Annotated in this window: 15 protein-coding genes; 12 read left to right on the top strand and 3 right to left on the bottom strand. The window is 37.6% G+C overall.

Translation table 11 applies throughout. The annotated features are described in order from the left end of the window. Nucleotides 1-4 precede the first annotated feature (4 nt). From cysD to H8R91_RS05085, 9 genes are all read left to right on the top strand, one after another. On the top strand, nt 5-904 hold the full coding sequence (gene cysD, locus H8R91_RS05125) for a sulfate adenylyltransferase subunit CysD (protein WP_117704912.1): 900 nt from the start codon (nt 5-7) through the stop codon (nt 902-904). After that, nucleotides 904-2,595, top strand: a complete 1,692-nt coding sequence (locus H8R91_RS05120) for a sulfate adenylyltransferase subunit 1 (RefSeq protein ID WP_186935148.1) — start codon at nt 904-906, stop codon at nt 2,593-2,595. Before cysD ends, H8R91_RS05120 begins: the two co-directional genes overlap by 1 nt. A gap of 163 nt (nt 2,596-2,758) precedes the next feature. Continuing rightward, nucleotides 2,759-2,944, top strand: coding sequence for a hypothetical protein (locus H8R91_RS05115; protein WP_186935391.1), 186 nt, complete (start codon nt 2,759-2,761; stop codon nt 2,942-2,944). 160 nt (nt 2,945-3,104) lie between these two features. Continuing rightward, entirely contained in the window at nt 3,105-3,725 is a 621-nt protein-coding gene (locus H8R91_RS05110; protein ID WP_186935147.1) for a TetR/AcrR family transcriptional regulator, read from the top strand. Nucleotides 3,726-3,822: 97 nt separating this feature from the next. Further along, the gene (locus H8R91_RS05105; RefSeq protein ID WP_207722734.1) at nt 3,823-5,577 is read left to right on the top strand and encodes an ABC transporter ATP-binding protein; all 1,755 of its coding nucleotides are present in this window, start codon (nt 3,823-3,825) and stop codon (nt 5,575-5,577) included. Continuing rightward, a complete protein-coding gene (locus tag H8R91_RS05100) occupies nt 5,570-7,309 on the top strand; it encodes an ABC transporter ATP-binding protein (protein WP_186935146.1) in 1,740 nt (579 codons plus the stop codon). Before H8R91_RS05105 ends, H8R91_RS05100 begins: the two co-directional genes overlap by 8 nt. A 70-nt stretch (nt 7,310-7,379) precedes the next feature. Beyond that, nucleotides 7,380-8,162: a ZIP family metal transporter gene (locus tag H8R91_RS05095; protein WP_186935145.1), complete on the top strand. Its 783-nt coding sequence runs from the start codon at nt 7,380-7,382 to the stop codon at nt 8,160-8,162. A 92-nt stretch (nt 8,163-8,254) separates the two neighbouring features. Then, the gene (locus H8R91_RS05090) at nt 8,255-8,509 is read left to right on the top strand and encodes a DUF1490 domain-containing protein (RefSeq protein WP_186935144.1); all 255 of its coding nucleotides are present in this window, start codon (nt 8,255-8,257) and stop codon (nt 8,507-8,509) included. Beyond that, entirely contained in the window at nt 8,509-10,626 is a 2,118-nt protein-coding gene (locus H8R91_RS05085) for a heavy metal translocating P-type ATPase (protein WP_186935143.1), read from the top strand. The genes H8R91_RS05090 and H8R91_RS05085 overlap by 1 nt, the downstream gene beginning before the upstream one ends. Before the next feature lie 200 nt (nt 10,627-10,826). Here the strand turns inward: H8R91_RS05085 and H8R91_RS05080 are convergent, their stop codons facing one another. Both H8R91_RS05080 and H8R91_RS05075 read right to left on the bottom strand, forming a co-directional pair. Continuing rightward, nucleotides 10,827-12,611, bottom strand: coding sequence for a sensor histidine kinase (locus tag H8R91_RS05080; RefSeq protein WP_186935142.1), 1,785 nt, complete (start codon nt 12,609-12,611; stop codon nt 10,827-10,829). 2 nt (nt 12,612-12,613) lie between these two features. After that, nucleotides 12,614-13,288: a response regulator transcription factor gene (locus tag H8R91_RS05075; RefSeq protein ID WP_186935141.1), complete on the bottom strand. Its 675-nt coding sequence runs from the start codon at nt 13,286-13,288 to the stop codon at nt 12,614-12,616. A 155-nt stretch (nt 13,289-13,443) separates the two neighbouring features. Between H8R91_RS05075 and H8R91_RS05070 the strand changes: the two genes are divergently transcribed. The 3 genes from H8R91_RS05070 (at nt 13,444) to H8R91_RS05060 (ending at nt 15,995) form a co-directional block, all read left to right on the top strand. Next, nucleotides 13,444-14,013, top strand: coding sequence for a M48 family metallopeptidase (locus H8R91_RS05070; RefSeq protein WP_186935140.1), 570 nt, complete (start codon nt 13,444-13,446; stop codon nt 14,011-14,013). A gap of 73 nt (nt 14,014-14,086) precedes the next feature. After that, nucleotides 14,087-14,764, top strand: coding sequence for a response regulator transcription factor (locus H8R91_RS05065; protein ID WP_186935139.1), 678 nt, complete (start codon nt 14,087-14,089; stop codon nt 14,762-14,764). Continuing rightward, entirely contained in the window at nt 14,757-15,995 is a 1,239-nt protein-coding gene (locus H8R91_RS05060; RefSeq protein WP_186935138.1) for a sensor histidine kinase, read from the top strand. The genes H8R91_RS05065 and H8R91_RS05060 overlap by 8 nt, the downstream gene beginning before the upstream one ends. 145 nt (nt 15,996-16,140) lie before the next feature. Here the strand turns inward: H8R91_RS05060 and H8R91_RS05055 are convergent, their stop codons facing one another. Beyond that, a complete protein-coding gene (locus H8R91_RS05055; RefSeq protein WP_186935137.1) occupies nt 16,141-16,464 on the bottom strand; it encodes a GIY-YIG nuclease family protein in 324 nt (107 codons plus the stop codon). Between the last annotated feature and the right edge of the window lie 78 nt (nt 16,465-16,542).

Here is a 16,542-nt window from a genome sequence, read left to right as displayed (position 1 = left end):
AAGAATGAGTCAGCTTTCACATTTAGATGAGCTTGAAGCAGAGGCTATATATATAATCCGAGAGGTAGCCGCAGAGTGCGAAAAGCCTGTTATGCTCTATTCAATAGGCAAGGACAGCTCTGTTATGCTCCACCTCGCAATGAAGGCTTTTTACCCTGAAAAGCCGCCGTTCCCGTTTATGCACATAGACACTACATGGAAGTTTAAAGATATGATTAAATTCCGTGACGATACAGCAAAAAAACTTGGCATTGAGATGATTGTTTATTCCAACGAAGAGGGAATAAAGCAGGGAATCAATCCGTTTGACCACGGTGCTGCTTATACGGATATTATGAAAACACAGGCTTTAAAGCAGGCACTTACAAAGTATGGTTTTACAGCGGCATTCGGCGGCGGCAGACGAGATGAAGAAAAGTCAAGAGCAAAAGAGAGAATTTTCTCTTTCAGAAATCAGGCGCAGGCTTGGGACCCTAAAAATCAGCGCCCCGAGATGTGGAAACTTTACAACACTAAAATCAACAAGGGCGAAAGCATAAGAGTTTTTCCAATTTCAAACTGGACAGAAAAAGACATCTGGCAGTACATAAAGAGAGAAAATATAGATATTGTTCCGCTGTATTTTGCGGCGGAAAGACCTGTTGTATATCGTGACGGCAATATTATAATGGTTGACGATGACAGATTCCCGCTCAAAGAGGGTGAAGTACCGGAGTACAAGTCGGTTCGTTTCAGAACACTCGGCTGTTATCCTCTTACAGGCGGTATTGAATCAACCGCAACTACCCTTGACGAAATCATTGACGAAACTTTAAGCTCTGTGTCTTCCGAGCGTACCTCAAGAGTTATTGACAACGAGGCGGCAGGCAGTATGGAACGCAGAAAAAGGGAGGGCTATTTCTAATGAAAGGTTTATTGAAGTTTATTACCTGCGGAAGTGTGGATGACGGTAAATCTACACTTATAGGTCATATTCTGTATGATGCAAAGTTAATTTACGCCGACCAGGAAAAAGCTCTTGAGCTTGACAGTAAGGTAGGCAGCCGTAACGGTGACATTGACTATTCGCTTTTGCTTGACGGTCTTATGGCAGAGCGTGAACAGGGCATCACAATAGATGTTGCTTACCGTTATTTTACAACCGATAACAGAAGTTTTATTGTAGCCGATACCCCCGGCCATGAGGAATATACAAGAAATATGGCGGTAGGTGCGTCTTTTGCAGACCTCGCCGTAATTCTTATAGACGCATCTCAGGGTGTACTTGTGCAGACAAGAAGACACGCAAGAATCTGCAAACTTATGGGTATAAGACATTTTGTTTTTGCGGTAAATAAAATGGACCTTGTAAATTACAGTGAACAGCGTTTTAATGAAATCGTAGCACAGATTGACGAGCTTAAAAAAGAGCTTTCCCTTGAAAATATCTACATTATTCCGCTTTCTGCCACAGAGGGCGACAATGTTACGGTAAAGTCACAGAACATTCCTTGGTATAACGGAGTTCCGCTCCTTGAATACCTCGAAAAAGTTGATGTATCTGCCTCGGAAGAGGAAGAGGGCTTTTATATGCCTGTTCAAAGAGTTTGCCGTCCCGATCACACATTCAGAGGTTTTCAGGGACAGATTGAGTCAGGCAGTATAAATGTTGGCGATGAAATCATTGCATTGCCAAGCAACGAAAAAGCTAAGGTTAAGCAGTTGCTTGCGGCAGGCAAAGATGTAAAAACCGCATTTAAGGGTCAGCCTGTTACAATTACACTTGATAAAGAAGTTGATGTGTCAAGAGGCTGTGTAATTGCAAAGGACACAAAACTTGCGTCTTATCAGAAACTTAATGTATCAATTCTCTGGATGGACGACGAACCTCTTGCGGTCGGTACAGATTATCTTGTAAAACTCGGTACAAAGACAATCAGCGGTATTATTACAGGTATTGAATATGCTGTTGATGTAAATACAGGCGAGCATATCAAGGCAGATACTTTAAGTAAAAACGGTATTGCGGTATGTAATCTTTTACTTACCGAGCCGATTGTTGCCGACTTGTTCTCTGCTCACAAAACTTTGGGTGAACTTATACTTATAAACCGTGTAACGAATATGACTTCGGCTTGCGGCGTGGTTGAAAAGGTAAGCCAAAAGGGTGTAGCAGGCTCTGAAAAGGCATCGTTCAAAAACGGCGAGCTTGAGGCAAGAGGCGACATTTTCGAGGAATTTTATTACGATACCACAAGCCTTAATGTACTTAAATATCAGCCTGTAAGAGAAACTTACACTTTCGGTGACGAAATTCCGACAAGCGGCGACAGCTACTCATACCCCGACAACTTTGATATTATTGTACTTCGTGATCTTGTTGCGGTAAGCGTTCGCAATAAGGTGGTTACAGCCATTACTTCGGTTGATGATTACAAATACAGCGGTGTTCCTGTTATTAACGGCAGAGGCTTTGAAATTCTTGCAGACAGCGATGAAAAAATCAAGGCTATGCTTGACGAATACAAAAATCTTGAAGATATTAACGATTCAAAATTCTTTGCGAAATGGGTAAAGTTTAATACATACAGAAAAATTGTAATTCAAAAGCTATAATAACCACAATACATAAAAACAGATGTAAAACGAATTTGAGTTTTGCATCTGTTTTTTTAGCGTTAACATTGCCGATGTAACGATTATCAGAATTTGTCACTTGAAAAAATGTAGATTTGTGGTTTAATAAGTTAGTTAAAGCTAATTTAAAGGCGGTTTGCGTATGATGATAAATAAACGGCTGATCGGTACAGTCTCGGAAAGTAAAAAATATATTGCAGGCAATGTGGTAAGTCAGTGGGTGTCGCTTTGCTCAAATGTTGTAATAATGGGCAGCATAGCAACTTTTGTTGGAAAACTTGCCTGTGCTAAGCCGCAGGCAAACGATATACTTTTACTTGCAGAATAAGCTTTCTGCAAATTTAATTTTCTTACAATATATTCTTAATTTTTTTAAGAGAGTGTACCTTATAACCTGTTTGTTTATGTAAAAAATGTTGACAAAATTATAAAAAAATGATAAGATAACAGTGTTATATAACACTGTTATCTTTTGCGAGGTAATTTAAATGACAGGTAATGAAGAAACAAAGGCAAAAATCGAAAAAGCGGCTCTTGATGAATTTATGGAAAAAGGTTTTGCCAATGCCTCATTAAGACAAATAGTAAAAAATGCAGGACTTACCACAGGTGCGTTTTACAAATATTTTTCTACTAAAGAGGATTTATTTGCTTCGCTGGTTGAACCGTATGCAAATAAAATATATTCTATTTATGATGTTACTTTGCAAAATTTTCAGACTTTGTCGAGCAGTGAACAGCAAAATGCTATGACCAGAGTTTCAACGGATTCCATCACGCAAATGCTCAACTATATTTACGAACATTACGATAATTTTAAATTGCTGCTTTGTAAGGCTGACGGCACGGAGTTTACTTCTTTTATACATAATCTTGTTGAAAGAGAAACGCAGTCAACCCTTAAATTTATTGAAGATATGCGAAAAAGCGGAACGGAAATTCCGCAGCTTGACAAGGACTTTATTCATATGGTGTCGAGCGGTATGTTTTCGGCAATGTTTGAAATTGTGGTTCACGATATGAAAAAGAGCGTTGCGATTGAGCGTGTCAAAAAGCTGAAAATGTTTTATACCGGAGGCTGGGAAAAACTTTTCGGTATATCATTTTAAAATCAGTATAATTTTTTCGTATCTGTATAGGCAGATACGAAAATTTTTAAATAATAGTTAGCTTAAACTAACCATTTTATCAAAGGAGAGTGGAATAATGAAAAAAGAAAAATCCTCTGCGGCATGGATTATGCAGTGGGCAGGCAGGCACAAATCTCTTTACGCAGTAAGCGTAGTGCTTGCGATTTTGAATGTATTGTTCAAGCTGATACCGTTTTTCATTATAGGTGATGTTATAAACAAACTGTTAAACGGTGAGAAAAACTTTTCGGTGTATCTGATTGAAATTGCAATGATAGCGGCTTCTTTTGTTATAGCCGAAATATTCCATTCGATTTCAACTGCTTTTTCACACAAAGCTACTTTCAGCGTACTCGGTCAGATTCGTAAAGAAACCTGCGACAAACTTTCAAGAGTGCCGCTCGGATATGTTAAAGATACATCATCGGGTACGCTTAAGAACATAATGGTCGAGCGAATAGACAGCATAGAAACAACGCTTGCGCATATTTTGCCGGAATTTACTTCAAACATAATTCCTCCGATTGTTGTTCTTGCGTATTTATTCATAATTGATTGGCGAATGGCTCTGCTTTCGCTTGTAACCGTTGTGCTCGGCTTTTGCTCAACCTTTGGAATGTTTATCGGCTATGAAGAAAACTTTAAAAATGCGGTCGAAAAAACCAAGGCGCTTAACAATGCGGCAGTGGAATACATAAACGGCATTGAGGTTATAAAGGTATTCGGCAAGGCGGACTCCTCTTACGAAAAATTCACAAAAGCCGCTAAAGAGGGAGCAGAGGCGTATATCGGCTGGATGCGCAAATGCTGTATTTACCATAGCATTTCGCTTGTTCTTACCCCGTACACACTTCTCACCGTTTTGCCGTTTGGCGCAATGTTTATTTTAAACGGCAGTCTTTCTGTTGCAAATTTTGTAATGTGCATTATTCTTGCACTGAGCATTGTAGGACCGCTCATTGCCGTTATGAGCTACACCGATGACCTCGGCAAAATAGGCACTGTTGTGGGCGAAGTGGCAGGTATTCTCACCCAAAAGGAACTTGACAGACCCGAAAAATCAAAGAAAAAGCCTTATGATTATTCTATAAGACTTAAAGATATATGCTTTGGTTATCACGATGAAGAAGTCCTGCACAACATAAATATGTGTATGGATTCGGGCAGTGTAAACGCTATTGTAGGCCCGTCTGGCAGTGGAAAATCTACTGTTGCCAAGCTGATTGCCTCGCTTTGGGATACCGACAGCGGAAGTATTGAAATCGGCGGAGTAAACATAAGGGATTTGTCGCTTGAAGAATACAATAAGAGCGTAGCTTATGTTGCACAAGACAATTACCTTTTTAACGAAACAGTAAGGGAAAACATCAGACAGGGCAATCTGAATGCGACTGACAAAGAGGTTGAGCAGGCGGCAAGGCTCAGCGGCTGTTATGACTTTATAATGTCGCTTGAAAACGGCTTTGACACCGTAGCAGGCGGTGCGGGCGGACACCTTTCGGGCGGCGAAAGACAGCGAATTTCCATTGCGAGGGCAATGCTTAAAAATGCGCCGATTGTAATTCTTGACGAGGCTACTGCATATACCGACCCTGAAAATGAAGCGGTAATACAGTCGTCTGTTGCAAAACTTGTGGCAGGCAAAACTTTAATTGTAATTGCACACAGACTTTCTACAATTACAGACGCAGACAAAATTTTTGTTATTGACGACGGCAGAGTTTGCGAACAGGGAACTCACAAGGAATTGCTTGAGGATAACGGATTATACAAGCAAATGTGGCAGGCTCATATTTCTGTTAAAGATAACGGAGGTGATATTAATGCTTAAAATTTTAAATAAGTTTTTTGATTTTTGCGGAAGTGTAAATAAAAAGAAGTTTCAAATTTCAATCGTGCTCGGAGTTATTCAGGCTGTTTGCGAGGCTATGAAAATCCCTGCGATTATGATTGTTCTTATGGATATAACCGATAATACGCTTAGTTCAAAAACTGTATTTTTGTCGCTTGCTATAATGTTTGTTTCAATTACGGTTGATTTCTTTGTAAGGAAAAAATCAGCTATGCTGCAGACAGAAGCAGGTTATAATGCGGCGGCAAACAAGAGAATTGAAATTGCACAGCATTTGCGTTATCTCCCAATGGGCTATTTTAATAAGAACAGCCTTGGTTCAATTACCTCCGTAGCAACCAATACAATGGAAAATCTCGGAGATGTTGCAACCCGAGTTGTAATGATGAGCACACAGGGGATTTTAAATACAGCGCTTATAATTGTAATGCTGTTATGTTTTGATTTCAGAATAGGTCTTATTGCCGCCGCAGGCGTAATTTTATTTTTTGTTGTTAATTCTCTTCTACAAAAAGCAGGCGATAAACTTTCTGCCGAAAAAGTTGAATCGGACCAAAAACTTGTAAGTGAAATAATGGAGTATGTGCAAGGCATAGCGGAAGTTAAATCATACAACCTTTTCGGCAAGCAAACTAAAAAACTGAATAAAGCTATTGATAACAATGTAAAAGTAAACACCGAAATGGAATTTGCATTTATTCCGTATATGACAATTCAGAATATTATAACAAAACTTACGGGTGCGGTTATGATGTTTGTTTCTGTTTTGCTTTATCTTAACGGTTCTATGAGCCTTATGATTTGCATTGGTATGACAATTTGCGCATTTATGCTTTACTCAAGTCTTGAACAGGCAGGAAGTTACTCGGCACTTTTGCGTACGATTGATATTTGTATTGACAAAGCGCAGAAAATTCTTGACCTTGATACAATGGATATTGACGGAAAAGATATTATTCCGCAAAACTACGATATAGATGTTAATAATATTGAATTTTCATATGACAAACGAAAAATTATTGACGGCATTTCATTGCATATCCCGCAAAAGACCACAACCGCAGTTGTCGGTCCGTCAGGCGGAGGCAAATCAACCCTTTGCAATCTTATTTCAAGGTTTTGGGATGTTGACGGAGGTAATATCCGACTGGGCGGTATTGATGTACGGGAATACAGTATGGACAGCCTTATGAAAAACTTTAGCTTTGTGTTCCAGAATGTTTATCTTTTTGCGGATACAATAGCAAATAACATTGCTTTTGGCAGAGAAAACGCTACAAGAGAAGAAATTGTAACTGCCGCAAAAAAGGCTTGCTGCCACGATTTTATTATGAGTTTGCCCGATGGTTACGATACAGTGATAGGTGAGGGCGGTGCAAGTATTTCAGGCGGTGAAAAACAGAGAATTTCAATAGCAAGAGCAATTATGAAAAATGCACCTATAATTATTTTGGACGAAGCAACCGCAAATGTTGACCCCGAAAACGAAAAAGAGCTTGTTGAAGCGATTGACGCTCTTACAAAGGAAAAAACAATAATTATGATTGCGCACAGATTAAAGACGGTGCGCAATGCAGATCAGATTGTTGTTGTTGACAGCGGAAAAATAGCACAGCTCGGAACACATACGCAGCTTATGCAGGAGGGCGGAATTTACAAGAACTTTGTTAATGCCCGACAGCAAGCGGCAGGTTGGAAAATTAATGCATAAACTTAAAGAAAGACTGCTTTTTACAGACTTTCTTTGCATATTATAAAACAGTAATATAAGGTGGTGGAAGATGCTTTATCAACAAACAGCAATACTTTTAATACCGTTTTTAGGAACTTCTTTGGGTTCTGCAATGGTTTTCTTTACAAAAAATAAAATCAACGAAAAATTCCAGAAATTTTTACTCGGTTTTGCCTCGGGAGTAATGATAGCCGCATCGGTGTGGTCGCTGATTATTCCGTCTGTTGAAATGTCCGCTAAACAAAATGTAATCGAATGGCTGCCTGCTGCGGTGGGATTTTTGCTCGGAATAGGATTTTTGCTCTTGCTTGACAGTGTAATCCCTCATTTGCATCTTAACAGTGACAAACCTGAGGGTGTAAAGTCAAGACTTTCAAAAAATACTATGCTTGTGCTTGCGGTTACATTGCATAATATTCCGGAAGGTATGGCTGTGGGCGTAACTTTGGCAGGTGCAATTACAGAAAATACGGGTATAACCGTGGCAGGTGCGATTTCACTTGCAGTCGGAATTGCAATTCAGAATTTCCCGGAGGGAGCAATAATATCTCTGCCGCTCAAAGACGGCGGCTGTTCAAAGTTAAAATCATTTTATTACGGCGTGATTTCGGGTGCGGTTGAACCGATAGGTGCAATGATTACTTTGATTTTTGCGGGAATAGTAACACAAATTCTGCCGTATCTGTTGTCTTTTGCGGCAGGTGCTATGATTTATGTTGTAACGGAAGAATTAATACCCGAATCGCAGAGCGGAAAACACTCAAATATCGGTACAATCGGAGTTGCAATTGGGTTCGTAATTATGATGATTTTAGATGTTAGTTTGGGATAACCTACAAATTTCGATTAGATTTTTCTTACAGTATTGACAAATTGTGACAAGTGAGTATAATATAATTATCATAAATCTTAGGAGGAACAGTTATGAAGAATTTTTTTAAAAATGAAAAATTATGGTGCGTTGTTGCAGGCGCAGCAGCAGTTATTGTAGGTAAAAAAGTATTTACTTCACCAAAGACTCGCAGCGTTGCAGTAACCGGTCTTGCAAAAGGTATGAAGCTTCAGAAAGATGCTAAGGCTAAATTCCAGAGCATGAAAGACGATGCGGCAGATCTTTGCTACGATGCAAAGGCAGAAGCCGGCATTGAAGCAGAAACTGAAACAGAAGTTGAAGAATAATGAAATATTCTATTGTATATGATAAGCCGCAGCGAATCAGATTCCGCTGCGGCGCATATGCTTTTGATAAGGCGTATGAGGGTTGTATTTATAATTTTCTTATAGAGAAAAATTATGTAAAAAAGGTTGAAGTAAATTCTGAAAACGGCGGTATCCTTGTTATGTATGACAAAGGCTATCGTCAGAATGTAATTGATGTTATAGCGTCAATAGAGCGCAGTTCTCTTGTAAAAGTTGAGGCAAAGAAAACTGTCAGCGTTCAAGATATTGACAATAATTTTAAACATAATCTGATTTCTTGCGTGGCAAAAAGACTTTTGCAAAAATGGCTTTTGCCCGCACCTATCAGAATGGTAGTTACAATTTACACAAGTATAAAATACATAAAAAAGGCTTTAAAGGCACTTTGGAACTGCAAACTTAATGTTGATGTGCTTGACGGTGCGTCAATTGCAACCTGCTTGTTACAGAGAAACTTTAAAACCGCAGGAACAATAATGTTCTTGCTTACCGTATCCGGTATGCTCGAGGATTATACTCATGCCCGTACAAAAGCTGTGCTTACGGACAGCCTTGCTATTAAGGCGGACAAGGTATGGCTTGTAACCGATGATAATTCAGAAGTACTTATTCCTATGTCTGATTTGACAGAGGGTGATAACATCAGAGTACAGACAGGCAATGTTATTCCTGTTGACGGTGTTGTTGTATCGGGTGAGGCAACAGTAAACGAGTCGTCTATGACAGGTGAGCCGCTCCCTGTTGCAAAGCGTGAGGGCATAACCGTATTTGCCGGTACTGTTGTGGAAGAGGGAAACATTGTAGTTAATGTAAAGGCTCTTTCTTCAAACACAAAAATAAGTAAAATTATTGACCTTATTGATAATTCGGAAAATCTCAAGGCAGGAGTACAAAGCCGTGCCGAAACCTTGGCGGACAGAATTGTACCGTTCAGCTTTTTAGGTTTCTTGGCTACTTTGGTTCTTACAAGGAATATTACCAAAGCTGTTTCTTTGCTTATGGTTGACTATTCCTGTGCTATCAAACTTTCTACTCCGATTGCGGTTATTTCCGCAATCAAGGAGGCGGCCGACCACGATATTACCGTTAAAGGCGGCAAGTATCTTGAGGCATATGCTCACGCAGATACCATTGTATTTGATAAAACAGGTACACTGACAAATGCCGAGCCGAAGCTTGAAAAAGTAATTTCTTTCAGTGATTATTCAGAGGAAGAAATACTCAAAATTGCAGCTTGTCTTGAGGAGCATTTCCCTCACAGCGTTGCGAATGCCGTTGTAAATGCAGCGAATGAAAGAGGATTATCTCACATAGAGGAGCACTCTGATGTTCAGTATATTGTTGCACACGGAATTGCAACCACACTGCACGGCAAAAAGGCTGTAATAGGCAGTAAGCATTTTGTAGTGGAAGACGAGCAGATTTCTGTAACCGAAGAACAGCAGAAAACTATTGATGAAAAATCAGGCGCTTGCTCTGTGCTTTATCTTGCTATCGGCGGTGTGCTTGTCGGTGCGTTATGTATAAGTGACCCGCCACGAGAAGAGGCTGTGAGAGCTATTCAAATGCTTAGAAATCAGGGTATTAAAAGAGTTGTAATGCTTACCGGCGACAGTCAGAAAGCGGCTCAAATGACCGCAGAAATGCTTGGCATTACCGAATATAAATGTCAGGTACTTCCCGAGGATAAACATAAATATGTTGAAGAACTCAAGAAGAGCGGCAAGGGCGTAATTATGGTTGGTGACGGTATTAACGATACACCGGCGCTTGCGGCTGCAAATGTATCTGTTGCTATGCGAGATGCGTCTGATATTGCAAGAGAAACCGCAGATATTACAATCAAAAGCTCCGACCTTACCGAACTTGCGAGAATAAGAACAATAAGTCAGACATTAATGGATAGAATTAACCGCAATTACAGATTTATTGTAGGTTTTAATTCAGCACTGATGGCTTCGGGATTTTTAGGTCTTATTTCTCCGTCTATGTCTGCATTATTGCATAATTCTTCCACCATGCTTATTTGTGCCAAGAGTATGACTCCGCTCACAGAGAAAAAGCATAAAAGAAGAAAACCAAAAGAGAATAATTAACTTATAAAAATAACCGCTCTGTATTTTATGTGCAGAGCGGTTTTTATATGAAAGTTGAGCAATTATGTTTTAGCAAATTGATTTGCCAATCAATTATAAAAGTTTGGTCAACCTTTAAAACTGAATTTTTTAATTATTCCGCTTAACTTGTGCGTTAAACCATAATTTATTAAGATTATCGGCAAATTAAAGACATAACCTTAAATATAAAATCCGATAATCAATCTGCCGCCCGAATATTCGGTATACGGCTTTATTCTATGCAGTTTAAGAATATGCTTTACTATGGAAAGTCCTATACCTGTGCCACGCACCTCTTCGTCTTTTTCCAAACGGTTATACGGTTTCCATATCTTTTTTAAATCTTTTTTAGAAATTTCATCACATTCGTTTGAAATATTAAAATTATTATTTGCAAAGGATATTTTAATATCGGAATTATCTTTTGAGTATTTAACAGCATTCTCAATCAGATTTTCAAACACAAGCTCCATAAGTTCTTTGTCTGCAAAAATTTCCTTGTCATCTGCAGTTACGATAATATTTTTACTTGAAATATTATTGTATTTCTTCGCAATATTTTCAAGTTCTGTTTTAATATTGAACGATTTTATATTAAGTTTTGCAGAGTCTGTTTCAAGTTTTGAGAAATCAAGCATTTTATGTACGAGTATATCCATTTCATTTGCTTGTTCCTGAATAACATTTATGTAATGTTGCTTTGTAAGATAGCCGCTTTCTTCCCGCAGATTTTCGGAAAAACCGTTTATTATGCATAGCGGTGTTTTAAGATTGTGGGCAACTGCGTTTGTCATTTCCATTCTGTGTTGTTCTCGGATTGCCCTGTTTTTAAAGTTTCTCCAAATAATCAGAGAAAGCAAAATGCCGATTAAAATAAAGAAAGCAAGAATAATGCTGTTGCCGATTATAAGAGTAGCCATACAGGCTTTCAGAGGTTCAAGTTTTTGATATACGGTAATCTTGCATGTTTTTTGATTATATGAGTTCATCTCATCAACAGATGAAAATCCATCTGTATAATTTGGGCTTGCTTCGTAGATTTGTCTGTATATAAATGAAAAATTATCAAGAGGTATATATGCGGTGAAAATATCAGAATCTTCGGGATTATTTTTGTTGTATTCTTTTAATTCGTTTTCCTTGCCTCCGTTAAAGAAAAAATCCTTTGTAATTTCATTTTTCTTCATATCGCCTATTGAGTGAATAGGTCCGATTAATACGGTATTGGAAGCGCTATCATTATTTATTTTGTAATTTTCTTCCACTTGTTTTTGTAATTCTTTTATCTCGCTTATTTTGTCTGATGATAAGTCAAAATACTCAATATGTTCATCTTCGGCATACCAAACATGGTTTTCGTTTGTACGCAGAATTTCTAATCGTATTGGTATCATCTCGTCTGTACCGACGCCGTTGTAATTATCCATTGCATATTGATTGACGGACAAAATATAATAATTACCGTTTTCGTCCGGTTCGGAATTAAGATAATCGGCAATTTTATTATACTGCTCATCGGTCATACTGTTTCGGAGAGTAAAATAATCAAGATACCCCCCCAGGCTGTAATCATTTACCATGTTATCGGTATCGGAAAAAGTATCAAAACTTGAATAATAATCGTCAAGTTTAATTGTCATTTTATTTGCGCTGTCAACCGAAATATTATAGTAATCATTTTCCAATGATACATATATGTCATTGTATGAGGAATTACCGTAATAGTAATTGTTGAGATTTGTCACAATAAATGTATTTATTTGACCGCTTTCGGTTATATCAATATATTTTGTATTGTCATAAATATATTTAGATTGCAGTTCAGCCTGATATTGATCGATTTGTTTTGTGAAATTGTATGTCAGGTAAGAAAAAGTACCGATTGTCAGCAGGCAAATAAGCAGAACTATTGAAATTATATTTATGAGAATTTTTCTATTTTCTTTTTTCAGCTTTTTATTCATAATTATTCCTCAATTTTGTAACCTCTGCCGATTACCGTCTTAATCAGCTTTGAGTTATCTTTTAATGCTTTTCGGAGATTTTTTATATGCGTGTCAAGTACACGAATATCAACATTAGAGTCATAGCCCCAAAGCTTGTCTATCAGTTTTGTTCTGGAGATTACAATGTTTTTGTTCTCTAAAAGAAATTTAAGTATTTTGTATTCTTTAGCTGTCAAATCAACTTCGTCACCGTCGGAAATTACGATTCCGTTGTTTGGATTAAGTGTAAGAGTTCCTGCCGTAAGTACAGAGGAACGCACAAGTCCCTTTGACCGCTTGATAAGAGCCTTTACCTTTTCAAAAAGAACAGGCAGGGCAAAAGGTTTTATTATGTAATCGTCACATCCGAGGGCATAGCCGTTAAGCACATCTTCTTCGTTTACCCGTGCGGTAATGAACATAATAGGCACATCGCTGTATCGTCTGACCTCTTTACAGATAGAAAATCCGTCCATTTTGGGCAGGTTTACATCGAGCAGAAGTAAATCATATGGATTTTCGTATGCCATTTGCAATCCGATTTCTCCGTTTGCCGCAACAGAAACAGGAAAGTTTCCTTTGCCTTTGTTAGAAAAATATTCAACAACCATTTCTCTTATGTTTTTGTCATCTTCTACAAGAAGTATTTTGTACATTGCAATCACCATATATAAAGTAACTTTTTTATTTGTGTTTTGTGTGAAGAATAATATTTATTAATAATTTTATACCAAAAAAATTTTATTTGCAACAGCTTGCTAAGCAGGTGCGGTTATGCTAAAATTTGCGTATATATAAAGGAATGATGAAAATGAAGATAGGCGAATATAATGTTGAGGTAAGACGAAGCAAAAGAAAAAGCGCAGCAATAAAAATAACTGCGGATATGCAAATTGTTGTATTTGTACCTCTGTATGTCAGTGACAATGAAATTGAAAGAATGGTAATTTCAAAATCCAAATGGATAGATGAGCATATGCTGAAAGTACAAAGTACAATTGACGAAAGAAGTAAACTTGAAAAAATAACATTTGAACAAGTAAAAGAGCTTGCGGATCAGGCAGTTGAGTATATTCCAAAGAGAGTTAAATATTATGCCGAAAAAGAAAATTTTGTTTATAATAAAATAACAATTAAAAATCTTGTGTCAAGGTGGGGGAGCTGTTCAACTAAGGGTAATCTTAATTTTAACTGCCTGCTTATGCTCACGCCGGACTATGTAATTGATTATATTGTTGTGCACGAACTTTGTCACCTGCGTGAAATGAATCACTCTGAAAAATTCTGGGCAGAGGTAGAAAAAATTATGCCCGACTACCAAAGAGCCGAACTTTGGCTAAAGCAGAACGGTGGAAATTTAATTTCACGAATGAGAGGGTAATATAGGTAATTTAAACTAATCTTAAGGTTTTGACTGTATAATTAAAAAAACAATAATGAGTGGAGGAATAAGTGTGAGATTATTACTTGCAGAAGACGAAAAGGAGCTTTCAAATGCACTGGTTGTAATATTAAAACACAGTAATTATTCCGTTGACGCTGTTTATAACGGACAAGATGCCCTTGATTACATAACAAACGGTGATTATGACGGTGTGGTGCTTGACATAATGATGCCGAAAATGGACGGAATCACAGTTCTTAGAAAGGTAAGAGAAAGCGGAAATTCCGTTCCTGTTTTACTTCTTACCGCAAAATCGGAGATTGACGACAGGGTAACGGGGCTTGACAGCGGTGCTGACGATTATCTTACCAAGCCGTTTGCCACAAAAGAACTTCTTGCGAGAATCAGAGCAATGACAAGGAGAAAAGGTGAGAATACAGGCTCGCTTTTAAAATGCGGAAACATCACTTTAAATCGCAGTACCTTTGAAGTTTCATCTCCAAAAGCAACACTAAGACTTGCAAATAAGGAATTTCAGATGCTTGAAATGCTTATGTCAAACGAAGGTATGATAATTTCTACCGAAAGATTTATGGAGAAAATATGGGGATATGATACCGAAACAAATCAAAATGTTGTGTGGGTTTATGTTTCTTATCTTCGTAAAAAACTTGCGGCACTTGATGCTAATGTTGCAATAAAGGCAGTACGCAACCGTGGTTATGCGTTGGAGGCTGTAAATGATTAAAAAATTAAGACGGCATTTTATTCTTATAACGCTTATTTCTATAGCGTTGGTGCTTGGTGTGATGATGTCGGCGATTAATATTGCCAATTACCATAGCGTAAATGTGAGAGCCGATGAAAAAATATCTGTAATTGCAGATAACGGCGGTACTTTCCCTAAAAAAGACGGTGAAAAAGCCGACAGCAAACCTCTTGATGATAAAAAGCCCGACAGAAAAATGTCGCCCGAAGCTCCTTTTGACACAAGATATTTTACCGTAAAAGTTACAGATATAAATACAATTGTTTCTGTAAACACAGGTATGATTGCGGCGGTTTCCACCGAAAAGGCTATAAATTATACCAATCAGCTTACCGAAAAGAACAAGACAAGCGGATTTATTGATAATTACAAATACACTTGCGTTGATACCGATGACGGAAAAATGTATATTTTTCTTGATTGTGAAAGAGAACTTTCAACTTTTTATAATTTTCTGATTGTTAGCATTCTTGCAAGCGTTGGCGGAATTATTCTTGTGTATCTGCTTGTGCTCGTTTTTTCAAAAATAGTTTTCAAACCTGTTGCAGAAAGCTACGAAAAGCAAAAGCAATTTATTACAGACGCAAGTCATGAGATAAAAACTCCGCTTACCATTATAGACGCATCGACCGAGATTATTGAAATGGAAAACGGCGAGAATGAGTGGACCGAAAGTATTAAAAATCAGGTAAAAAGGCTGACTGCTTTAACGGAAAAACTTATTTTTCTTTCACGAATGGACGAGGAAAGCACAAAACTTATTATGCTTGATTTTTCAATTTCCGATGCCGTACTTGAGGTTGCACAAGGTTTTGAGGCAGTTGCGACTTCTCAAGGTAAAACACTTAACCTTGACATAGACAATAACTTGAGCTATTGCGGAGATGAAACAACAATCAGACAGCTTGTTTCATTATTGATTGATAACGCTATGAAATATTCCGATGAAAACGGAAATATCACAGTTTCTTTAAAATCAAACGGAAAAAGCCGTGTTATTACCGTTACAAACAGTGTTGAAAAAATCGAAAGGGGTAAACACGATGAGCTTTTTGAAAGATTTTATCGTGCCGATTCGTCAAGAAATTCCGAAACAGGAGGTCACGGTATCGGACTTTCGGTAGTAAAAGCAATAGCTAATGCCCATAAAGGCAAGGCAGCTTGCTATAGCAATGACGAAAATTCAATTACTTTTAAGATTACATTGTAAATAAGTTACTGTCTTTAATCATTAAAAAACTTGACCTAAGTTTTAAATTGTTTTGTTTAAACCTGTTATACTAAACTATAATTTACTTAACTTTTATAAAGCTGATAAAAAATAAAAGCCCGACTTCGATGGTCGGACTTTTTGCTTAGTTTACGGAATTTAATTTCATATCGGAATAATTATAATTTTCAATCGGAAGTTTATCTTTTAATACTTCAAGGCTTTTTAAGGATATGATTTCTTCTTTTTGCTTTTTGGTAAGATGTTTAATATGGTATTCAAGTTTAGAGGCTGTGGCTCGGTTTTCGCTTATCCACAGCGATTCGAGTTTTTTAGCTTTATGAGTGCGGGTGTATTTTGCACATTTTTCATTTTGCAAAAAATGCTCGTTCATTCTTTTTTCTATATCCAAGGCAATACCTGTATAAAGGGTATTGTCGCAACACCGCAGTATGTATGTGTAGTACATAAAATCACCTGTAAAATTATAGCATATTCGCATAGTTTTTTGCAATAAAAATCCTGACAATTCAAATGAACTGTCAGG

The sequence above is a fragment of the Ruminococcus intestinalis genome (assembly GCF_014288065.1).
Classification (GTDB): domain Bacteria; phylum Bacillota; class Clostridia; order Oscillospirales; family Acutalibacteraceae; genus Ruminococcoides; species Ruminococcoides intestinale_A.
Note: the sequence above shows the minus strand (reverse complement) of the source record. Positions and strands in the feature narration are given on the sequence as shown.

What these genes read in the sequence shown, in the direction of transcription:
- cysD (WP_117704912.1), top strand. Translation starts at nt 5, where the DNA reads ATGAGTCAGCTTTCACATTTAGATGAGCTTGAAGCAGAGGCTATATAT.
- H8R91_RS05120 (WP_186935148.1), top strand. Translation starts at nt 904, where the DNA reads ATGAAAGGTTTATTGAAGTTTATTACCTGCGGAAGTGTGGATGACGGT.
- H8R91_RS05115 (WP_186935391.1), top strand. Translation starts at nt 2,759, where the DNA reads ATGATGATAAATAAACGGCTGATCGGTACAGTCTCGGAAAGTAAAAAA.
- H8R91_RS05110 (WP_186935147.1), top strand. Translation starts at nt 3,105, where the DNA reads ATGACAGGTAATGAAGAAACAAAGGCAAAAATCGAAAAAGCGGCTCTT.
- H8R91_RS05105 (WP_207722734.1), top strand. Translation starts at nt 3,823, where the DNA reads ATGAAAAAAGAAAAATCCTCTGCGGCATGGATTATGCAGTGGGCAGGC.
- H8R91_RS05100 (WP_186935146.1), top strand. Translation starts at nt 5,570, where the DNA reads ATGCTTAAAATTTTAAATAAGTTTTTTGATTTTTGCGGAAGTGTAAAT.
- H8R91_RS05095 (WP_186935145.1), top strand. Translation starts at nt 7,380, where the DNA reads ATGCTTTATCAACAAACAGCAATACTTTTAATACCGTTTTTAGGAACT.
- H8R91_RS05090 (WP_186935144.1), top strand. Translation starts at nt 8,255, where the DNA reads ATGAAGAATTTTTTTAAAAATGAAAAATTATGGTGCGTTGTTGCAGGC.
- H8R91_RS05085 (WP_186935143.1), top strand. Translation starts at nt 8,509, where the DNA reads ATGAAATATTCTATTGTATATGATAAGCCGCAGCGAATCAGATTCCGC.
- H8R91_RS05080 (WP_186935142.1), bottom strand. Translation starts at nt 12,611, where the DNA reads ATGAATAAAAAGCTGAAAAAAGAAAATAGAAAAATTCTCATAAATATA.
- H8R91_RS05075 (WP_186935141.1), bottom strand. Translation starts at nt 13,288, where the DNA reads ATGTACAAAATACTTCTTGTAGAAGATGACAAAAACATAAGAGAAATG.
- H8R91_RS05070 (WP_186935140.1), top strand. Translation starts at nt 13,444, where the DNA reads ATGAAGATAGGCGAATATAATGTTGAGGTAAGACGAAGCAAAAGAAAA.
- H8R91_RS05060 (WP_186935138.1), top strand. Translation starts at nt 14,757, where the DNA reads ATGATTAAAAAATTAAGACGGCATTTTATTCTTATAACGCTTATTTCT.
- H8R91_RS05055 (WP_186935137.1), bottom strand. Translation starts at nt 16,464, where the DNA reads ATGTACTACACATACATACTGCGGTGTTGCGACAATACCCTTTATACA.